Origin of the sequence: Streptomyces formicae (genome assembly GCF_002556545.1) — a bacterium.
In the GTDB taxonomy this organism is placed as follows: domain Bacteria; phylum Actinomycetota; class Actinomycetes; order Streptomycetales; family Streptomycetaceae; genus Streptomyces; species Streptomyces formicae_A.
On record NZ_CP022685.1, the window covers coordinates 6,682,571 to 6,697,739 of the forward strand.

General features: G+C 70.4%; 18 protein-coding genes. 17 read left to right on the top strand and 1 reads right to left on the bottom strand.

The window, feature by feature from the left end; all coding sequences use genetic code 11:
* The first annotated feature begins 88 nt into the window (after positions 1–88).
* The 14 genes from rimM to KY5_RS29420 all read left to right on the top strand — a co-directional run bounded on the left by rimM (position 89) and on the right by KY5_RS29420 (position 11,409).
* Complete coding sequence (gene rimM / locus KY5_RS29355) at positions 89–631, top strand: ribosome maturation factor RimM (RefSeq protein WP_098245045.1); 543 nt, start codon at positions 89–91, stop codon at positions 629–631.
* The gene (gene trmD, locus KY5_RS29360; protein ID WP_098245046.1) at positions 631–1,452 is read left to right on the top strand and encodes a tRNA (guanosine(37)-N1)-methyltransferase TrmD; all 822 of its coding nucleotides are present in this window, start codon (positions 631–633) and stop codon (positions 1,450–1,452) included. Before rimM ends, trmD begins: the two co-directional genes overlap by 1 nt.
* A gap of 131 nt (positions 1,453–1,583) precedes the next feature.
* A complete protein-coding gene (gene rplS / locus KY5_RS29365; protein ID WP_098245047.1) occupies positions 1,584–1,934 on the top strand; it encodes a 50S ribosomal protein L19 in 351 nt (116 codons plus the stop codon).
* A 45-nt stretch (positions 1,935–1,979) separates the two neighbouring features.
* Positions 1,980–2,702 carry a signal peptidase I gene (gene lepB / locus KY5_RS29370; protein ID WP_098245048.1) on the top strand — a complete coding sequence of 241 codons (723 nt, stop codon included), beginning with the start codon at positions 1,980–1,982 and terminating at the stop codon, positions 2,700–2,702.
* A complete protein-coding gene (gene lepB / locus KY5_RS29375) occupies positions 2,695–3,786 on the top strand; it encodes a signal peptidase I (protein WP_159072612.1) in 1,092 nt (363 codons plus the stop codon). The genes lepB (KY5_RS29370) and lepB (KY5_RS29375) overlap by 8 nt, the downstream gene beginning before the upstream one ends.
* Positions 3,671–4,636 carry a signal peptidase I gene (lepB, locus tag KY5_RS29380; RefSeq protein WP_098245049.1) on the top strand — a complete coding sequence of 322 codons (966 nt, stop codon included), beginning with the start codon at positions 3,671–3,673 and terminating at the stop codon, positions 4,634–4,636. The genes lepB (KY5_RS29375) and lepB (KY5_RS29380) overlap by 116 nt, the downstream gene beginning before the upstream one ends.
* Before the next feature lie 80 nt (positions 4,637–4,716).
* A complete protein-coding gene (gene lepB / locus KY5_RS29385) occupies positions 4,717–5,472 on the top strand; it encodes a signal peptidase I (protein WP_098245050.1) in 756 nt (251 codons plus the stop codon).
* A complete protein-coding gene (locus KY5_RS29390; protein ID WP_098245051.1) occupies positions 5,462–5,989 on the top strand; it encodes an NUDIX hydrolase in 528 nt (175 codons plus the stop codon). Before lepB (KY5_RS29385) ends, KY5_RS29390 begins: the two co-directional genes overlap by 11 nt.
* A gap of 55 nt (positions 5,990–6,044) precedes the next feature.
* Positions 6,045–6,353: a DUF2469 domain-containing protein gene (locus KY5_RS29395; protein WP_003965949.1), complete on the top strand. Its 309-nt coding sequence runs from the start codon at positions 6,045–6,047 to the stop codon at positions 6,351–6,353.
* A gap of 76 nt (positions 6,354–6,429) precedes the next feature.
* Positions 6,430–6,834 (top strand): YraN family protein, encoded by a 405-nt coding sequence (locus KY5_RS29400; RefSeq protein WP_098245052.1) that lies wholly within the window; start codon positions 6,430–6,432, stop codon positions 6,832–6,834.
* Complete coding sequence (locus tag KY5_RS29405) at positions 6,834–8,453, top strand: YifB family Mg chelatase-like AAA ATPase (RefSeq protein WP_098245053.1); 1,620 nt, start codon at positions 6,834–6,836, stop codon at positions 8,451–8,453. Before KY5_RS29400 ends, KY5_RS29405 begins: the two co-directional genes overlap by 1 nt.
* Complete coding sequence (gene dprA / locus KY5_RS29410; RefSeq protein WP_098245054.1) at positions 8,450–9,610, top strand: DNA-processing protein DprA; 1,161 nt, start codon at positions 8,450–8,452, stop codon at positions 9,608–9,610. Before KY5_RS29405 ends, dprA begins: the two co-directional genes overlap by 4 nt.
* 293 nt (positions 9,611–9,903) lie before the next feature.
* The gene (gene whiG, locus KY5_RS29415) at positions 9,904–10,746 is read left to right on the top strand and encodes an RNA polymerase sigma factor WhiG (RefSeq protein ID WP_055552817.1); all 843 of its coding nucleotides are present in this window, start codon (positions 9,904–9,906) and stop codon (positions 10,744–10,746) included.
* A 105-nt stretch (positions 10,747–10,851) separates the two neighbouring features.
* Complete coding sequence (locus tag KY5_RS29420) at positions 10,852–11,409, top strand: TetR/AcrR family transcriptional regulator (protein WP_098245055.1); 558 nt, start codon at positions 10,852–10,854, stop codon at positions 11,407–11,409.
* A gap of 12 nt (positions 11,410–11,421) precedes the next feature.
* Here the strand turns inward: KY5_RS29420 and KY5_RS29425 are convergent, their stop codons facing one another.
* Positions 11,422–11,979 (bottom strand): murein hydrolase activator EnvC family protein, encoded by a 558-nt coding sequence (locus tag KY5_RS29425; protein ID WP_098245056.1) that lies wholly within the window; start codon positions 11,977–11,979, stop codon positions 11,422–11,424.
* 356 nt (positions 11,980–12,335) lie between these two features.
* Between KY5_RS29425 and rpsB the strand changes: the two genes are divergently transcribed.
* The 3 genes from rpsB to pyrH all read left to right on the top strand — a co-directional run bounded on the left by rpsB (position 12,336) and on the right by pyrH (position 15,146).
* On the top strand, positions 12,336–13,259 hold the full coding sequence (gene rpsB / locus KY5_RS29430; protein ID WP_098245057.1) for a 30S ribosomal protein S2: 924 nt from the start codon (positions 12,336–12,338) through the stop codon (positions 13,257–13,259).
* Between the two features lie 102 nt (positions 13,260–13,361).
* The gene (tsf, locus tag KY5_RS29435; protein WP_098245058.1) at positions 13,362–14,198 is read left to right on the top strand and encodes a translation elongation factor Ts; all 837 of its coding nucleotides are present in this window, start codon (positions 13,362–13,364) and stop codon (positions 14,196–14,198) included.
* A 186-nt stretch (positions 14,199–14,384) separates the two neighbouring features.
* On the top strand, positions 14,385–15,146 hold the full coding sequence (gene pyrH, locus KY5_RS29440; protein WP_055552940.1) for a UMP kinase: 762 nt from the start codon (positions 14,385–14,387) through the stop codon (positions 15,144–15,146).
* Positions 15,147–15,169: the final 23 nt, after the last annotated feature.

A 15,169-nucleotide genomic window follows, 5' to 3' on the forward strand; every position in this document is an offset into this window, starting at 1 on the left:
TTCACAGAATCACAGCAGCACCGGCTCGGGCCGGGGAGGGCTTACGAGCCGTCCCCGGCCCGTAGTCGTTGGATGAGGAGAGAACGCAGTGCAGTTGGTAGTCGCCCGCATCGGCCGTGCCCACGGCATCAAGGGTGAAGTCACCGTCGAGGTCCGCACCGACGAGCCGGAGCTGCGGCTCGGGCCCGGTGCCGTGCTCGCCACCGACCCCGCCTCCGTGGGTCCGCTGACCATCGAGACCGGCCGGGTGCACAGCGGCCGCCTGCTGCTGCGCTTCGAGGGCGTGCGCGACCGCACCGGCGCCGAGGCGCTGCGCAACACCCTCCTGATCGCCGAGGTGGACCCCACAGAGCTCCCCGAGGAAGAGGACGAGTTCTACGACCACCAGCTCATGGACCTCGACGTCGTCCTGAAGGACGGCACGGAGGTCGGCCGGATCACCGAGATCTCGCACCTGCCCTCGCAGGACCTGTTCATCGTGGAGCGCCCCGACGGCAGCGAGGTGATGATCCCCTTCGTCGAGGAGATCGTCGTCGAGATCGACCTGGAGGAGCAGAAGGCCGTCATCGACCCGCCGCCCGGGCTGATCGACGACCGCGCCGAGATCGCTTCCACGCGGGACGAGGCGTAATGCGACTCGACGTCGTCACGATCTTCCCCGAGTACCTGGAACCCCTGAACGTCTCCCTCGTGGGCAAGGCACGCGCGCGTGGACAGCTCGACGTCAACGTGCACGACCTCAGGGAGTGGACGTACGACCGGCACAACACGGTCGACGACACCCCCTACGGCGGCGGCCCCGGCATGGTCATGAAGACCGACCCCTGGGGCGCGGCCCTCGACGACGTGCTGGCCGACGGGTACGAGAAGGGGGCTCACGGCCCCGTCCTGGTCGTCCCCACGCCCAGTGGGCGCCCCTTCACCCAGGAACTCGCCGTGGAGCTCTCCGAGCGGCCCTGGCTGGTCTTCACGCCCGCGCGCTACGAGGGCATCGACCGCCGCGTCACGGACGAGTACGCGACCCGCATGCCCGTCTACGAGGTCTCCATCGGCGACTACGTCCTCGCGGGCGGGGAAGCCGCCGTCCTGGTCGTCACCGAGGCCGTGGCCCGGCTCCTGCCCGGAGTCCTCGGCAACGCCGAATCCCACCAGGACGACTCCTTCGCCCCCGGCGCCATGGCCAACCTCCTGGAGGGCCCGGTGTACACCAAGCCTCCCCAGTGGCGCGGGCGCGGCATCCCCGACGTACTCGTCAGCGGGCACCACGGCAAGATCGCGCGCTGGCGGCGGGACGAGGCGCTCCGGCGCACCACCCGCAACAGGCCCGATCTCATTGAGCGTTGCGACCCCAAGGCTTTCGACAAGAAGGATCGCGAGATGCTCTCGATCCTGGGGTGGCGACCGGGGCCCGACGGCCGATTTGGGCGAGACCCCGAGGCCGTGGAAGAATAGACCGCTGCTGTACGTCCAGCGTGCGCCCCTGCCACAGGGGGAACGACGCCCGCCCGACGCGATCAGCTACCGAAACCTCATCAACACGTACCGCTGATGACCTGTGGCATCAGTGAAGAAAGCAGACGATCATGGCTAACCTGCTCGACTCGGTCGACAGCGCGTCGCTGCGCACCGACATCCCGTCCTTCCGCCCGGGTGACACCGTCAACGTCCACGTGCGCGTCATCGAGGGCAACCGCTCCCGTGTGCAGCAGTTCAAGGGCGTAGTCATCCGTCGCCAGGGTGCCGGCGTGCGCGAGACCTTCACGGTCCGCAAGGTCTCCTTCTCCGTCGGCGTCGAGCGCACCTTCCCGGTGCACACCCCGATCGTCGAGAAGATCGAGCTCGTCACCCGCGGTGACGTGCGTCGCGCGAAGCTGTACTACCTCCGTGACCTGCGCGGCAAGGCCGCGAAGATCAAGGAGAAGCGCGACAGCTGAGCTCCTGCGCGCGTCCACGGCGGGGCCGGATAGCATCTGGCCCCGATGGACACCGAAGCACGGAACACGGAGCGCGACCGCTCCTCCCCACCCTCCGATTCCGGAGACGTCACGCACGTCGCCGAAGAATCCGAGGAGACGGAGGAACGGTCGCGTTCCGTTTTCGCGTCCCTGCTCTCCTGGCTGCCCGGTGGCCGCATCACGCTGTCGGTGCTGCTGTGCATGGGGTTCCTGCTGCTCCTCAGCACGTTCGTGATGCAGCCCTTCCAGATCCCGAGCGGCTCCATGGAGCCCGCGTTCCGGGTCGGGGACCGGGTACTCGTCAACAAGTTGGCGTACCGTTTCGGTTCGGAGCCGCAGCGGGGTGACGCGGTCGTCTTCGACGGCAGCGGGTACTTCGGAGACGCCAACTACATCAAGCGGGTCGTGGGCACGGGGGGAGACCGGGTGGTCTGCTGCGACAAGCGGGGGAGGGTCGAGGTGAACGGCGAGCCCATCGACGAGCCGTACCTGTACCCCGGGGACACCCCCTCACAGGTGCCCTTCACCGCCGTCGTTCCCGAAGGCAGCCTCTTCCTCCTCGGCGATCACCGCAGCGACTCCCGGGACTCGCGCGACCACCTGGGCCAGCCGGGCGGCGGCATGATCCCGGTGGACGCGGTGATCGGCAGGGCCGACTGGATCGCCTGGCCCGCCGGACACTGGACCTCTCTGAAGCGTCCCGGGAGCTACGCGCGCGTGCCGGCACCGGGCGGCGCACATGGGTAGCCGCGGACGCGTGCGCTCCGACTCCGGCGACCGCGGGACGGAAACGCCGCTGCCCACCGGGTCCCGGCCGACCACCGGTCCCGCACGTCCCGGCAGGGCCGAGCGGCGCAAGCTCGCCAAGAAGGTCAAGCGACGCAGGCGGCGTTCGGCGATCAAGGAGATACCCCTCCTCATAGGTGTGGCGCTGCTGATAGCCCTCGTCCTGAAGACCTTCCTGGTGCAGGCATTCGTGATTCCCTCGGGCTCCATGGAGCAGACGATCCGGATCGGCGACCGGGTCCTGGTGGACAAGCTCACCCCCTGGTTCGGGTCGAAGCCGGAGCGCGGGGACGTCGTCGTCTTCAAGGACCCGGGCAACTGGCTCGAAGAGGAACAGGGCAAGAAGAAGGACCCCCCTGTCGTCGTCAAGCAGATCAAGGAAGGGCTCACCCAGATCGGGCTGCTGCCCTCCGACAGCGAACGGGACCTGATCAAGCGCGTGATCGGCGTCGGCGGCGACACCGTGAAGTGCTGTGACAAGAACGGCAAGGTCACCGTCAACGGAGTGCCGCTCGACGAGCCGTACATCCACCCCGGCGACAAGCCGTCGGCCTTCGAGTTCACGGTGAAGGTGCCCGAGGGCCGTCTCTTCATGATGGGCGACCACCGCAGCGACTCGGCCGACTCCCGGTTCCACCGCACCGAGAAGTTCAGCGGCACCGTCTCCGAGGACGAGGTGGTGGGACGGGCGCTCGTCATCGCCTGGCCCTTCGGCCACTGGCGCAAGCTGGAGGAGCCGGACACCTTCTCGTCCCTGGCCGACGCGCCCCGGGGATCGGACGTCGTCACAGGGGCGTCGCATAGGGTGGCCCCCGGCGATCGATACGGATTGATCCGACTCCCGACCCCTGCGGAACTCCCGCTCGTTATGGGAGTGGTGGGCCTGCATCGCATCTGGGGCAGGCGGCGGCACGGACTGAGGAGTGGATGTGGGGGATTTGGCGGTCGGCGCACGATCCGGACACGAAGGGCCCGAGGAGCGGCCGGGGCGATCCGACGAGCCGGTCGGCGAGGCCGTCGCGGACGGCACGAACCCCGGGAGTGACGCCGCGGACGGCGGTGGCGAGGCGAAGGGCGACCAGGGTGGCAAGCCGCCCAAGAAGGCCCGTTCCTTCTGGAAGGAGCTTCCGCTCCTCATCGGCATCGCGCTGGTCCTCGCGCTGGTCATCAAGACCTTCCTGGTCCAGGCGTTCTCCATCCCTTCGGACTCGATGCAGAACACGCTCCAGCAGGGCGACCGCGTCCTCGTCGACAAGCTGACGCCGTGGTTCGGCTCCGAGCCCGAGCGCGGCGAGGTCGTCGTCTTCCGTGACCCGGGCCACTGGCTGGACGGCGAGCCGACCCCCGACCCGAACGCGATCCAGCGCGTCCTCGGCTGGGTCGGTCTGATGCCCTCCGCCGACGAGAAGGACCTCATCAAGCGCGTGATCGGGGTCGGCGGCGACACCGTGGAGTGCAAGGGCACCGGGCCGGTGAAGGTCAACGGCAAGGCGCTGAACGAGCCGTACGTCTTCGCGGGGAACACCCCGTGCAGCGTCGACGACCAGGGCGGTCAGTTCAAGGTCACCGTGCCCAAGGGCAAAATCTGGGTCATGGGTGACCACCGGCAGAACTCGCTGGACTCCCGCTACCACCAGAACCAGCCGGGCGGCGGCGCCGTCCCCGTGGACAACGTCGTGGGCCGCGCCATCGTGATCGCCTGGCCGCCCACCCGCTGGGCCACGCTGCCCAAGCCGGACACCTTCGACCAGCCGGGCATCAACGCGCTGTCGAGCGCGGCGCCCGGCGTCCTCGGACTGGCCGGAGCGGTGCCGATCGTGCTGTGGCGCAGGCGGCGTCTCACGGTTGCCGCCGCCCAGGGCGCGAGGGTTTCTGGCGGAGGTACCGCCAGGTAGGGTGCCGTCCCAGATCGCCGATCTTCCGCCGCCCGTGGGTACGGGCGGCGGGGTCGTCTCCGAGACGGGGGAGCACCGGGATGAGCAGGACACGTCGTACGGACGAGGGCCACGGACGGCTCGGCAGCGTGCTGTCGGGTGTCGCCGTGGCCCTCGGCTGTGTGCTCTTCCTCGGAGGCTTCGTCTGGGGCGCCGTCCTGTACCAGCCGTACACCGTCCCGACCGGATCGATGACGCCGACCATCGGCTCCGGGGACCGCGTCCTCGCCCAGCGGGTGGACGGTGACGACGTGCGCCGCGGCGATGTCGTCGTCTTCAAGCAGTCGACCTGGGGCGACCTGCCCATGGTCAAGCGCGTGGTCGGCGTGGGCGGCGACCGGATCGCCTGCTGCGAGGACGGCAAGCTGACCGTCAACGGCAAGGAAGTCGCAGAACCGTATCTCCCCGAGGGCAAGGGCGCTTCCGCCACCGGCATCCCCACCACGACCGTGCCCAAGGGCCGCCTCTTCCTGCTCGGTGACGAGCGCAGCGGCTCCCTGGACTCCAGCGTGCACCTGGGCGACGGCGACCACGGCTCGGTGCCGCGCGACGCGGTGCAGGCGCGGGTCGACGCGGTGGCCTGGCCGATGGGCAAGTTCGGGATGCTCGAACGTCCGGACGGCTTCGCGGACATGCCGGGCGGCATCTCCGAGCCGGGTCCGCTGCGGATGGTGCTGACCGCGGTGGTGGTCGGCGTGGTGCTCGTCCTGGGCGGCGCCGCGTACGGCCCGGTGGCCAAGCGGCTCGGCCGCAGGCGCGAGGCGAGCCGTACGCGGGCGGTGACCGGTGCCGGCTGAGGAGGGCGGGTCGTCCACGACGTCCGGGGCCGGGCGGCCGCTGCGCAGGGTCGCCAGGGTGGTGCTGCTCGATCCCGACGACCGCATCCTGCTGCTGCACGGCTACGAGCCCGCGGACCCGGCCGACGACTGGTGGTTCACGCCGGGCGGCGGCCTGGAGGGCGACGAGACGCACGAGCAGGCCGCCCTGCGTGAGCTGCGCGAGGAGACGGGCGTCACGGACGTCGAGCTCGGCCCCGTCCTGTGGCAGCGGGTCTGCTCCTTCCCGTTCGACGGGCGGCGCTGGGATCAGGACGAGTGGTACTTCCTGGCGCGTACGTCACAGACGGCGACCGCTCCCGAAGGGCTGACGGAGCTGGAACGGCGCAGTGTCGCCGGAGCACGTTGGTGGTCGTGCCGGGAACTGACCGAGGCTCGTGAGACGGTGTATCCGACCAGGCTCGCCGAGCTGCTTCGCAGACTGCTCGACGAGGGGCCCCCGAAGAGGCCCGAGATCCTCGACACGGAAATCGTGTAGGGGCTCGCGGGGCTGACGCACAATAGGGGGACGCACGGCTGAAGGGGAACATGCCATGAGCGCCGAGGACCTCGAGAAGTACGAGACCGAGATGGAGCTGAAGCTCTACCGGGAGTACCGCGATGTCGTCGGTCTGTTCAAATATGTGATCGAGACCGAACGGCGCTTCTATCTCACCAACGACTACGAGATGCAGGTGCACTCGGTCCAGGGTGAGGTTTTCTTCGAGGTGTCCATGGCGGATGCCTGGGTGTGGGACATGTACAGGCCCGCCCGGTTCGTGAAGCAGGTGCGTGTGCTCACGTTCAAGGACGTGAATATCGAGGAGCTCAACAAGAGCGATCTCGAACTGCCGGGGGGCTGAGTTCACTCGCCGGGGTGGCGGAGTTTTCCACAACCGGCGAGTAATGCACCAAGATCCAATAGGTGCGGGCTGATCCGTGACGGTGGGTGCCGGAGGTGGTGCCCACATGAACGCACGAGGAGCACTCGGAAAGTACGGCGAGGAGCTGGCCGCGCGGCGGCTGGTCGAGTCCGGCATGACGGTTCTGGAGCGCAATTGGCGCGCGGGCAGGACCGGTGAGATCGACATCGTGGCGTTGGACGGCGAGGCCCTCGTCGTCTGCGAGGTCAAGACGCGCAGGGCGGGGCTCACGGGCACGCCCTTCGAATATCCGATGGCGGCCGTGAGCCCGGCCAAGGCGGCCCGGCTCCGGCGGCTCGCCGAGCACTGGATCGAGGAGCGCGGCGGCCCGCCACCCGGCGGCGTCCGCATCGACCTGGTCGGCGTCCTGCTCCCTCGGCGCGGCGCTCCCGTCGTCGAGCACGCGCGGGGGGTGGCCTGATGGGATTCGCGCGCACGTGTTCCGTGGCCCTGGTCGGAGTCGAGGGCGTGGTCGTCGAGGTGCAGGCCGACCTGGAGCCCGGCGTCGCGGCCTTCACCCTGGTGGGACTGCCGGACAAGAGCCTGACCGAGAGCCGCGACCGGGTCAGGGCCGCCGTGGTCAATTCGGGCGGTGAGTGGCCCCAGAAGAAGCTCACGGTGGGACTGAGTCCGGCGTCGGTGCCCAAGGGCGGCAGTGGATTCGATCTCGCGGTCGCCTGTGCCGTGCTCGGGGCCGCCGAGCGGATCGACCCGCGCGTGCTCGCCGACATCGTCATGATCGGGGAGCTGGGCCTGGACGGGCGGGTGCGGCCGGTGCGCGGGGTGCTGCCCGCGGTCCTCGCGGCCGCCGACGCGGGGTACGAGCAGGTCGTCGTCCCCGAGTGCACCGCGGCCGAAGCCTCGCTCGTGCCCGGCGTCTCGGTCCTCGGCGTACGCAGTCTGCGCCAGCTCATCGCCGTCCTCACCGACGAGCCGGTGCCCGAGGAGGAGCCGGTGGAGCCGGGGCGGCCCGATCCGATGCTCGCGGGGCTCTGCGTGCCGGGCACGGGCTTGGGCACGGGGCTGAGCGGCGCGTCGGACGACGCCCACGCGCTGGACCTGGCCGAGGTCGTGGGACAGGTGGCGGCGCGGACCGCCCTGGAGGTGGCCGCCGCGGGGGCGCACCACCTCTTCCTGCAAGGGCCGCCGGGAGCGGGCAAGACGATGCTCGCGGAGCGGCTGCCCGCGATCCTGCCCCGGCTCTCCCGCGAGGAGTCGCTGGAGGTCACGGCGGTGCACTCGGTGGCGGGCATGCTGCCGCCCGGCAGGCCGCTGGTGGACGTCGCGCCCTACTGCGCGCCGCACCACTCGGCGACGATGCAGTCGCTCGTGGGCGGCGGGAAGGGGATCGCGCGGCCGGGGGCCGTCTCGCTGGCCCATCGCGGCGTGCTCTTCCTGGACGAGGCGCCGGAGTTCAACAGCCAGTCCCTCGACTCCCTGCGCCAGCCCCTCGAATCCGGGTACGTGGTGATCGCCCGCAGTGCCGGAGTGGTGCGGCTGCCCGCCAGATTCCTGATGGTGCTCGCGGCCAACCCCTGCCCCTGCGGTCGGCACACGCTCCTGGGGGAGGGCTGCGAGTGCTCCGCCTCCGTGGTCCGTCGGTACCAGGGGCGGCTCTCCGGTCCGCTGCTCGACCGCGTCGATCTGAAGGTGGTGGTGGAGCCCGTCACCCGGTCCGAGCTGGTGGGGCACGGCGGCGCGGGCGATTCCACGCGGACCGTGGCGGACCGGGTGCGTGCCGCGCGCGAGAGAGCGGCCGCCCGGCTGGCCGGCACGGGCTGGCGGACGAACAGCGAGGTCCCCGGGCACGCGCTGCGCACCCGGTGGCCCGCAGAGCCAGGCGCTCTGGACGCGGCCGAGCTCGACCTGGAGCGCGGCTTCCTGACCGCCCGCGGGCTCGACCGGGTGCTGCGGGTCGCGTGGACCGTCGCGGACCTGGCGGGGCGCGACCGGCCTGGCGTGCAGGACGTGGCCCTCGCGCTGCAACTGCGCACCGGGATTTCGCGGGGCGTGCCGATGGCGATCGGCGCGGGGGCGTGAGCGGGGGGTCCGCGTCGGACGAGGAGCGGCTCGCACGGGTCGCGCTGACGCGGGTGCTCGAACCGGGGGACACCGTGGGCGGGCGGTGGCTTCGCGAAGTGGGCGCCGTCGAGGTGCTGCGCCGGATCGGCGCGGGGGAGGAGCGGTTGTCCGGCGTGACGGGACGCCGATGGGCGGGCCTCGGGGCGCGGGCCGCCACGGTGCGGCCCGAGCGGGACCTGGCGCTGGCGCGGGACATCGGGGCGCGCTTCGTGGTCCCCGGGGACGCGGAGTGGCCGGTGCCGCTGGACGATCTGGGGGACGCGCGGCCCGTGGGGCTCTGGGTGCGCGGGCGGCCGTCCCTGCGGATATGGGCGCTGCGGTCGGTGGCCGTCGTGGGCGCGCGGGCCTGCACGGAGTACGGCGCGCACATGGCGGCCGGGCTCGCAGCGGGGCTCGCGGAGCGCGGCTGGGTCGTGGTCTCCGGCGGGGCGTACGGCGTGGACGGCGCGGCGCACCGGGGTGCCCTCGGCGCCGGTGGGGCCACCGTGGCGGTGCTCGCGTGCGGGGTGGATCGGCCCTATCCGCGCGGGCACGCCCAGTTGCTCGGGCGGATCGCGGAACAGGGGCTCGTGGTCGGGGAGTTGCCGCCGGGTGATCATCCGACCCCGAGCCGGTTCATCCTACGGAACAGGGTGATCGCCGCGCTGACCCGGGGCACGGTGGTGGTCGAGGCCGCCTACCGCAGTGGTGCGCTGGTCACGGCGCGCGGTGCCCAGGAGTTGGGGCGCTTCACGATGGGGGTGCCGGGGCCCGCGACCAGTGGCCTCTCCGCGGGGGTGCACGAACTGCTGCGGGGGGACGGCGTCCTCGTGACCGATGCCGCGGAAGTCGTCGAGCTGGTCGGGGACATGGGTGAGCTGGCACCGGAGCGGCGGGGCCCCGTCGTGCCACGGGATCTGCTCGCTCCGGGGGCGGCCCGCGTCCTGGCCGCGCTGCCCGCGCGGGGGTGCGCGCAGGCGCGGGACGTCGCCCGCGACGCGGGCACGACGGAGGACGACGCCGTAAGCCGACTGTACGAGCTTCGCTCTCTCGGGTTCGTCGAACGACACGGCGACGGTTGGCAGTTGACACGCCAGGCGTTTCTGTCCGTCTCCAGCGCCGGAGAGGAATCGTGACCGAGCGTGTTCCGCCGGATGGAGGGCCCCCGACGACCTTGGGAAATAGTGCAGTTGATACTTCCGCTCCGTCACTCTGTGCGACGGAATCGACTCCTTGGTGCACCCAGCGGAACGTATCTGCGCACTCGGGATCCCATAGTCTTCGCACACTGCGACACTTCAGTCACGCTACGCTCACAAGGATTCCGACGCGTACAGGCGACCAGACGGACAACCTCATTCATTCCACGCAAGATCTCACCAGCCCACGCGACCTCAACAGTTCACGGCAGAACGGCTCAAGGCGACGAATGCCCCAGCACACCTCAGGGTCCGACCGGGCGGCGGTTCCCCCCGCCGCCCGAAGCGGGGAGCGGGAGCGGCCCCCCGCTCCCTCGTCGCTGGACGAGTTGTGGCGGTCGTACAAGGAGACCGGGGACGGGCGGCTGCGGGAGCAGCTGATCCTGCACTACTCGCCTCTGGTGAAGTACGTCGCGGGGCGGGTGAGCGTGGGGCTCCCGCCCAATGTCGAGCAGGCCGACTTCGTCTCGTCCGGGGTGTTCGGCCTGATCGACGCCATCGAGAAGTTCGACATCGAGCGGTCCATCAAGTTCGAGACGTACGCGATCACCCGCATCCGCGGGGCGATGATCGACGAACTGCGGGCGCTCGACTGGATCCCGCGCTCCGTGCGGCAGAAGGCGCGCAACGTGGAGCGGGCCTACGCCACGCTGGAGGCCCAGCTCCGCAGGACGCCCTCGGAGAGCGAGGTCGCCTCGGAGATGGGGATCGCGCTGGAGGAACTGCACGCCGTTTTCAGCCAGTTGTCGCTGGCGAACGTGGTGGCGCTCGAGGAGTTGCTGCACGCCGGAGGGGACGGCGGCGACCGCCTCAGCCTCATGGACACCCTCGAGGACCACGCGGCCGACAACCCCGTGGAGGTCGCGGAGGACCGCGAGCTGCGCAGGCTGCTCGCGCGGGCGATCAACACCCTGCCGGAGCGCGAGAAGACCGTCGTGACGCTCTACTACTACGAGGGCCTCACGCTCGCCGAGATCGGCAACGTGCTCGGTGTGACCGAGAGCCGGGTGAGCCAGATCCACACGAAGTCCGTGCTGCAGCTGCGGGCGAAGCTGGCGAGTTTTGGGCGCTGAGGGGCGCTGAATCGTCCCTGCCCCGGGGGTGTGAGCGGGGAGTCACTCCCGCTCGGAGCGTCCCGTCCGTAAAGTGGAGCTGTGCCAAGGATTCGAGCGGCCTCTGTGGCCGAGCACCGGTCGATGCAGCGCGGCGCCCTGCTGGACGCCGCGCGATCCCTGCTGTCCGAAGGCGGTACGGAGGCGTTGACCTTCCCCGCACTCGCCGAGCGCACCGGGCTCGCCCGGTCGTCCGTGTACGAGTACTTCCGGTCACGGGCCGCCGTGGTGGAAGAGCTGTGCGAGGTCGACTTCCCCGTCTGGGCCGCGGAGGTCTCCGCGGCGATGGAGGGGGCGGAATCGGCCGAGGGCAAGGTCGAGGCGTACGTGCGCCAGCAGCTGGCCCTGGTCGGTGACCGGCGCCACCGCGCGGTCGTGGCCATCTCCGCGAGCGAGCTCGACGCCGGTGCCAGGGAGAAGATCCGGGCCGCGCACGGCGGACTCATCGCGATGATCGTCGAGGCCCTCGAGGCGCTTGGCCACGAGCAGCCGCGGCTCGCGGCGATGCTGCTGCAGGGCGTGGTGGACGCGGCGGTGCGGCGGATCGAGCTCGGGGCGGCGGAGGATCCGACCGCCATCACCGAGGCGGCCGTCGCCATGGCCCTGCGGGGCGTGCGGGGCTGAGGCACCCGACGATCAGGGCGGGAGCGGTCCCGTCATCGGCAGGAGTCGTGAAGGGCCTCGGCGCAGGAGCCACGGGGGCAGCAACGTCAGCGGGTCGAGGTAGGTCTCGGCTCTGCGCAGGCCCCAGTGGAGACAGCTCGTCGGGCAGTGGCCCGTCGGAAGTTCCAGCGTGCCCACAGGGTCGCCCGCCCCGACCTCGTCGCCCTTGCGGAGTGCTGTCCGCACCGGCTCGTACGTGGTGCGCAGGGGCGGGTCTCCCGTGCCGTCCAGTTCCACGGCGACCACGCCACGGCCCGCCACGCGGCCCGCGAAGGAGATCCGCCCGGGGGCGACGGCCCGCACCGGGGCGCCCGGGGGCGCCGCGAGGTCGACGCCCCGGTGGCCCGCGCCGTACTCCGTCGCCGGGGGATCCCAGCCTCGTACGACCGGAGGGCGGGTGCCCACCGGCCAGGTCGCGGCCGTCGGCGTCGCGACCGAGGACGGCGCGGACGGTGCAGGGGGCGTGGGCAGGAAGGTCGCGAGCAGGGCCGCCAGCGTGGGCAGCAGCAGTTCCAGGCGCGGGAAGGTCATGGGAGAACCGTCCCGTGCCTGGCCGCGCCGCGGGGATCTTGGTCCGGATCTGTGGATCACCGGCCGGTTGTGGACAGCCGTGTCACCCGATCGTGGGGAACCGCGGAGCGGGGCTCAGCCGGTCGGAAGCGGGGCCCAGCCGGTCGAGGCCAGCGGCGTCACCCGCTGCCCCGCGGGTCCCGTACACTTCTTGTGGCGATCCGGGTCACCGGGTCGACTTCGCACGCCCCGACATCAGGCCATGAAAAGCCGGTGTCAGCGCCCCTCGGTCCCTAGTGGCAAGGCGCAACGCGGGCGTCAGGCGCGACCGCCATCCGGCGGACGCGGCACAACCGAGAACACCAAGGAGTACGGCCATGGCCGTCGTCACGATGCGGGAGCTGCTGGAGAGCGGCGTCCACTTCGGTCACCAGACCCGTCGCTGGAACCCGAAGATGAAGCGCTTCATCTTCACCGAGCGCAACGGCATCTACATCATCGACCTGCTCCAGTCGCTGTCGTACATCGACCGCGCCTACGAGTTCGTCAAGGAGACCGTCGCCCACGGCGGCACGGTCATGTTCGTCGGCACGAAGAAGCAGGCGCAGGAGGCGATCGCCGAGCAGGCGACCCGCGTCGGCATGCCCTACGTGAACCAGCGCTGGCTGGGCGGCATGCTCACCAACTTCTCGACCGTCTACAAGCGTCTGCAGCGCCTCAAGGAGCTCGAGCAGATCGACTTCGAGGACGTCGCCGCTTCCGGTCTCACCAAGAAGGAGCTTCTCGTGCTCTCGCGCGAGAAGGCCAAGCTGGAGAAGACCCTCGGTGGTATCCGCGAGATGTCCAAGGTGCCCAGCGCCGTCTGGATCGTGGACACCAAGAAGGAGCACATCGCGGTCGGCGAGGCCCGGAAGCTCAACATCCCGGTCGTCGCCATCCTCGACACCAACTGCGACCCCGACGAGGTCGACTACAAGATCCCGGGCAACGACGACGCGATCCGCTCCGTCACCCTGCTCACCCGCGTGATCGCCGACGCCGTCGCCGAGGGCCTCATCGCCCGTTCCGGCGTGGCCACCGGCGACTCGAAGCCGGGCGAGAAGGCCCAGGGCGAGCCGCTGGCCGAGTGGGAGCGCGACCTGCTCGAGGGCGAGAAGAAGGCCGACGAGGCCCCCAAGGCTGACGACGCCAAGGCCGACGAGGCCAAGGCCGAGGACAAGCCGGCCGAGGACGCCGCCGAGGCCCCCGTCGCCGAGGCGCCCGCCGCCGAGGCTCCGGCCGCGGACGCCGAGCAGGCCTGACCCTCACAGGTTCGGTAGTTGACGGCGGGGGCCCGATCGGCCCCCGCCGTTCACCCGTAGACCTTCGTAGATCTTTCAGACTTCGAGAGAGAATTTTCGATCATGGCGAACTACACCGCCGCTGACGTCAAGAAGCTCCGTGAGCTCACGGGCGCCGGCATGATGGACTGCAAGAAGGCGCTGGACGAGGCCGAGGGCGATGTCGACAAGGCCGTCGAGGCCCTGCGCATCAAGGGCCAGAAGGGCGTCGCCAAGCGCGAGGGCCGCTCCGCCGAGAACGGCGCCGTGGTCTCCCTCATCGCCGACGACAACACCTCCGGTGTCATCGTCGAGCTGAAGTGCGAGACGGACTTCGTCGCCAAGGGTGACAAGTTCCAGGCCGTGGCGAACAACCTCGCCGCCCACGTCGCCAAGACCTCCCCGGCCGACCTCGAGGCGCTGCTCGCGTCCGAGATCGAGGCCGGCAAGACCGTCCAGGCGTACGTCGACGAGGCCAACGCCAACCTGGGCGAGAAGATCGTCCTGGACCGCTTCGCGCAGTTCTCCGGCGCCTACGTGGCCGCGTACATGCACCGCACGATGCCCGACCTGCCCCCGCAGATCGGTGTCCTCGTCGAGCTGGACAAGGCCGACGCCGCCGTCGCCAAGGGCATCGCGCAGCACATCGCCGCCTTCGCGCCGAAGTACCTCTCCAAGGAGGACGTGCCGGCCGAGGTCGTCGAGTCCGAGCGTCGCGTCGCCGAGGAGACCACCCGCGCCGAGGGCAAGCCCGAGGCCGCGCTGCCGAAGATCGTCGAGGGTCGTGTCAACGGCTTCTTCAAGGAGGCCACCCTCCTCGGTCAGCCGTACGCGCTGGACAACAAGAAGTCGGTCGAGAAGGTTCTCGCCGAGGCCGGTGTCACCCTGAAGCGCTTCTCGCGCATCAAGGTCGGCATCTGAGTCCGTACCGCGATCGACGGTAGACCCCGCTAGGGTCGACAGCGGTCGCCCGCGCACGGCACCTCGTGCGTGATGTACGACCGCAGGATCTGACGAGGAGGCCATTGCCGAGCATGGGATGCGAACGACACCCCACCGGCAGTGGCCTCCTTCGTATGTGTGCCAAGTAAGAGAAGCGAGAACCACATGACCACCAAGGCCGACTCGAAGAGTGACGACGACAAAGTTGCCGGACGCTTCCTGCTGAAGCTCTCCGGCGAGGCGTTCGCCGGTGGGGGCGGCCTCGGGGTCGACCCCGACGTGGTGCACGCCATCGCCCGTGAGATCGCGGCCGTCGTCCGTGACGGCGCCCAGATCGCCATCGTCATCGGCGGCGGCAACTTCTTCCGCGGCGCCGAGCTCCAGCAGCGCGGCATGGACCGGGCCCGCTCCGACTACATGGGCATGCTCGGCACGGTCATGAACTGCCTCGCGCTGCAGGACTTCCTGGAGAAGGAAGGCATCGACTGCCGCGTCCAGACGGCCATCACCATGGGCCAGGTCGCGGAGCCGTACATCCCGCTGCGCGCCGTGCGGCACCTGGAGAAGGGCCGTGTGGTCATCTTCGGCGCCGGCATGGGCATGCCGTACTTCTCCACCGACACCACCGCCGCGCAGCGCGCCCTGGAGATCGACGCCGAGGCCCTGCTGATGGGCAAGAACGGCGTGGACGGGGTGTACGACTCCGACCCCAGGACCAACCCCGACGCGGTGAAGTACGACGCCCTCGGCTACGGCGAGGTCATCACCCAGGACCTGAAGGTCGCCGACATGACCGCGATCACGCTGTGCCGGGACAACAAACTGCCCATCCTCGTCTTCGAGCTGCTCTCCGAAGGCAATATCGCCCGGGCCGTCAAGGGTGAGAAGATCGGCACTCTCGTGGGTGACCAGGGAAGCCGGGCCTGACCCCAGGGACCTGGGCCAGCCTC

What these genes read in the sequence shown, in the direction of transcription:
- trmD (WP_098245046.1), top strand. Translation starts at nt 631, where the DNA reads ATGCGACTCGACGTCGTCACGATCTTCCCCGAGTACCTGGAACCCCTG.
- rplS (WP_098245047.1), top strand. Translation starts at nt 1,584, where the DNA reads ATGGCTAACCTGCTCGACTCGGTCGACAGCGCGTCGCTGCGCACCGAC.
- lepB (WP_098245048.1), top strand. Translation starts at nt 1,980, where the DNA reads ATGGACACCGAAGCACGGAACACGGAGCGCGACCGCTCCTCCCCACCC.
- lepB (WP_159072612.1), top strand. Translation starts at nt 2,695, where the DNA reads ATGGGTAGCCGCGGACGCGTGCGCTCCGACTCCGGCGACCGCGGGACG.
- lepB (WP_098245050.1), top strand. Translation starts at nt 4,717, where the DNA reads ATGAGCAGGACACGTCGTACGGACGAGGGCCACGGACGGCTCGGCAGC.
- KY5_RS29395 (WP_003965949.1), top strand. Translation starts at nt 6,045, where the DNA reads ATGAGCGCCGAGGACCTCGAGAAGTACGAGACCGAGATGGAGCTGAAG.
- KY5_RS29405 (WP_098245053.1), top strand. Translation starts at nt 6,834, where the DNA reads ATGGGATTCGCGCGCACGTGTTCCGTGGCCCTGGTCGGAGTCGAGGGC.
- whiG (WP_055552817.1), top strand. Translation starts at nt 9,904, where the DNA reads ATGCCCCAGCACACCTCAGGGTCCGACCGGGCGGCGGTTCCCCCCGCC.
- KY5_RS29425 (WP_098245056.1), bottom strand. Translation starts at nt 11,979, where the DNA reads ATGACCTTCCCGCGCCTGGAACTGCTGCTGCCCACGCTGGCGGCCCTG.
- rpsB (WP_098245057.1), top strand. Translation starts at nt 12,336, where the DNA reads ATGGCCGTCGTCACGATGCGGGAGCTGCTGGAGAGCGGCGTCCACTTC.
- tsf (WP_098245058.1), top strand. Translation starts at nt 13,362, where the DNA reads ATGGCGAACTACACCGCCGCTGACGTCAAGAAGCTCCGTGAGCTCACG.
- pyrH (WP_055552940.1), top strand. Translation starts at nt 14,385, where the DNA reads ATGACCACCAAGGCCGACTCGAAGAGTGACGACGACAAAGTTGCCGGA.